Raw genomic sequence first — 3,674 nt, 5'->3', positions numbered from 1 at the left:
CTCCTTGGCCAATGCTTTCGAGCAGCCTGTAGCGGCCCGTCACCAGTAATCCCGGAACACCGCCCCGCGTAATTCCCGGCACCCCCATGCCCCCCTTCACCTTCCGCCACAGAAGAACCGCGAAGTAGCGTATTTGGTCACAACTTCGTGCCGTACCAGCATAGTGCGGAGAAATCTTGTGGTACCTCTTCAGGGACCGCGAATTCAGGGCGCGGCCAGGGGGACGCAAGGGGGACGAACATGAGTTCTCGTCGTATGACGACCATCGCGGGATCGCTGCTCACTGCATCTTTCACGGCGGTGACGATCTTCGCCTTCAACGCCACCGCGGATGACGAGGGAGGTATGAGCGGCAAGGGGGGAAAGGCCGTCGACGAGGCACCGGCGGGCGTGAAGCTGACGACGCTGCTGCCCGAGAAGATCTCGGTGGACAACAGCTCGAAGAAAACGGCGATTACCGCCGTCGTAAAGAATGGGGGAAGCAAGGACAGCGGCGAAATCCGACTGCTTGTGGTCGGATTTGACGGACTCACCGTGAAGGGCGTCGAGGGGTGTTCGAAAATCCCCAAGAATGATCTTCCCGAGGGTTCGAACAGTGGTTTCAGCTGCGCCATCGACAACCTCGCGGCAGGCAAGTCGAAGTCGTACGCCGTCGACGCGACCTTCGACGTGAAGAAGCAGGGGAAGATCTGCCTCCCCGTCCAGGCCGCCGACGGTGCGAAGACGTACTGGCAACAGGGCCCGGTCCCCTTCGGCTCGAACAACCCGTCGCCGAACGCCCCGACCACCCCGCTGCTCCTCGGCACCGACAACAGCCCGGTCACCCCCGGCGGCGACAACCCGGGCAGCGACAGTCCGGGCGGCGACAACCCGGGCGACGGTCCGGCGGAGCTGCCCAACACCGGTCCCGCCGACCGTGTGCTGCCGCTCGGCGCGGCCGGCGCGGCGCTGATCTCGGCGGGGGCGGCGGGCCTGTGGTGGACGCAGCGTCGGCCTCAGTCCCGGCAGCAGTCGTAAGGGGCCGTAGGGGCGGTAAGGGCCGTTCAACAGCACGTACGTCCTGAGCGCCCCCGCGGTCTCACCGCGGGGGCGCAGCCATACAGCGCGAAAACGGGAAACGGGAAAAGCTGACGGTGGGTGTCAGGAAATCCGGCGAGCATCGCCTTGTCCGGGAGGGCCGCGAACCGACCGGCGAACCCAACCCACCCACGCGAACCGAAGGAACATCCCCGTGACCCTTCAGGACCACAGCGCGCACCACCTCGTGTTCAGGCCCGGCGACGACGGCTACGAGGGCGAGGTCGCCGGCTTCCAGACCGGCCTGACGCAGCGGCCCGCCGTGGTCTTCGCCGCGTCCTCGCCCGCCGACGTGGCCGCGGCGGTGGCGTACGCGGCGGCCGAGGGCCTGCCGGTCGGCGTCCAGGCGACCGGGCACGGGCTGCCGGGGGCGGCCGAGGGCGGCGTGCTGATCACGACGAAGCGCATGGACGGGGTGACGGTCGACCCCGGGTCGCGTACGGCCCGCGTCCAGGCGGGGGTTCGGTGGGGCCGGGTCGTCGAGGCGGCCGCTCCGTACGGGCTCGCACCGCTGAACGGCTCGGCGCCGGGCGCGGGCGCCGTCTCGTACACGCTGAGCGGTGGACTCCCCCTCCTGGCCAGGGAGTTCGGGTACGCGGCCGACCACGTACGCGCCCTGGACGTGGTCACCGCCGACGGCCGGCTCCGGCGCGTGACCCGGGAGTCGGACCCCGATCTGTACTGGGCGCTGCTCGGCGGCGGCCACAACTTCGGTGTCGTCACCGAGATGGAGATCGGCCTCGTTCCGGTGACGCGGCTGTACGGTGGCGCGCTCGCCTTCGACGGGCGCGAGGTGGCCCCGGAGACCGTGCTGCGAGCGTACGAGCGCTGGACGCGGACCGTGCCCGACACACTGACCTCGTCGTTCGCCGCCGTCCCGTACCCGGACGTCCCGGCGCTGCCGCCGCGTCTGCGTGGCCGGTACGTCGTCTCCGTGCGGGTCGCGTACACCGGGACCGGCGCCGACGGCGAGCGACTGGTCGCCCCGCTCCGGGCGTTGGGCCCGGCGCTCGGGGACACGCTGCGGGAGATGCCGTACGCCGACAGCCACACCATCCACAGCGACCCGGACGTCCCGCACGCGTACCACGGGGACAGCGCGGTGCTGAGCGGCCTGGACGTCTCCGCGGCCGCCGAGGTGCTGTCGCGTACCGGTCCGGGGGTGTCCCCGATGTGCGTGACGCAGATCAACCATCTTGGCGGGGCGCTGGCGCGGAAGGCGGCGAACTCCGTGTCGCACCGGGAGGGTCGGTTCCTCGTACGACTGGTGGCCATGGCCGACCGTGCGACGGCACGCGAGTTGCTGGACCCGGCGTTCGCGGTCCTCTCGCCCTGGACCATCGGACGTGCGCTCAACTTCGCCTTCGGCGCGGACGACCGTACGGACGGGCTGTACGACGCGCGGACGCGTCCGCGGCTCGCCGCGCTGAAGGCGGAGTACGACCCGCGCGCCATGTTCCGGCGGAACTACACGATCGAGTCGGCCTGAAAGACCGTCAATCGGCTTGCTCTTCCCGGCAGTACACGCCGGTCACTTGCGGTCGGCGAACTTCCATGCCGTGGGCAGCACGCCCATCGCCAGCGCGGCCTTCAGCGCGTCACCGATCAGGAAGGGGGTGAGGCCGGCCGCGATGGCGGCGGTCAGCGACATGTCGGCGGCGAGGGCCAGGTACGGCACACCGATCGCGTAGATGATCACCTCGCCGACGACCATGGTGCCCGCCATGCGCGGCACCGACCGGTCGCCGCCGCGCCGGGCCAGCGCGCCCACGACGGTGGCGGCCAGCAGCATGCCGAGGATGTAGCCGAAGGACGGCGCGGTGTAGCCCGAGGTGCCGGCCGCGAACCAGGGCACCCCGGCCATACCGGCCAGCGCGTACAGCGCGAGCGACAGGAACCCTCGTCCGGCGCCCAGCGCCGTACCCACCAGCAGCGCCGCGAAGGTCTGTCCGGTCACCGGCACCGGGGAGCCCGGCACGGGCACCGAGATCTGGGCGGCGAGCCCGGTGAGCGCGGCCCCACCGAGCACGAGCGCGATGTCGCGGACGCGGGTGTCGGGGAGCAGATCGGCGAGGACTGCGCCGGGTCGGGCGGATGTGGCGGCGGCGGTGCTCATGGTGAGGCTCACTCCGGCGGGAAGGTGGTTGGGGACACGGTGACGCTATCCCAGGGCCACGGAGCCGGACACCGTCAGCGTTCGACAAAGGGAGGAGCGCGCGCTTGATCCACTCCTCACAAAAGGTGTCAGCTACACCTGCGTTGAGGTGACGCTGGTCACTGAGGTGAAGAGGCTGCGGCGAGTCGGGCGGGACGGACCGGAACTGTGGGGTCTCACCAAACGAACGCCCTCTGGCCGGAGCCGCCGGACAGGCCATACGCTTCTGGCCATGGTTGCCCAGTCCTTGGACTTCTCGTCGCGTCGCTATGTCGACCTGCGACGGCAGGGCACCGCCATCTGTCGCCGTCCGGGGTGAGGCGGGACGGGAGTGGATCCGGTTCGCCGCACCAGACGGCGCAGTGTCGGACCCGTTCCCGAGGAAGTTTCCGAGGAAGCCTCATGTCCCGTTCCGCGACAGCGACTCTCCCCTCCCCCGAGC

The 3,674-nt window shown here is 70.2% G+C and carries 3 protein-coding genes; 2 read left to right on the top strand and 1 reads right to left on the bottom strand.

What is annotated here, in order from left to right:
• Positions 1-240: 240 nt before the first annotated feature.
• Positions 241-1,017, top strand: coding sequence for a hypothetical protein (locus FNH08_RS46950; protein ID WP_152777959.1), 777 nt, complete (start codon positions 241-243; stop codon positions 1,015-1,017).
• Between the two features lie 214 nt (positions 1,018-1,231).
• Positions 1,232-2,566, top strand: coding sequence for an FAD-binding oxidoreductase (locus FNH08_RS46945; protein ID WP_322726557.1), 1,335 nt, complete (start codon positions 1,232-1,234; stop codon positions 2,564-2,566).
• Between the two features lie 42 nt (positions 2,567-2,608).
• Here the strand turns inward: FNH08_RS46945 and FNH08_RS46940 are convergent, their stop codons facing one another.
• Positions 2,609-3,193 (bottom strand): biotin transporter BioY, encoded by a 585-nt coding sequence (locus tag FNH08_RS46940; protein ID WP_152777957.1) that lies wholly within the window; start codon positions 3,191-3,193, stop codon positions 2,609-2,611.
• Positions 3,194-3,674: the final 481 nt, after the last annotated feature.

This window comes from Streptomyces spongiae, from assembly GCF_009377185.1.
GTDB lineage: Bacteria > Actinomycetota > Actinomycetes > Streptomycetales > Streptomycetaceae > Streptomyces > Streptomyces spongiae.
The sequence above is the reverse complement of the archived record's forward strand: the minus strand, read 5'-3'. Positions and strand labels throughout refer to the sequence as shown.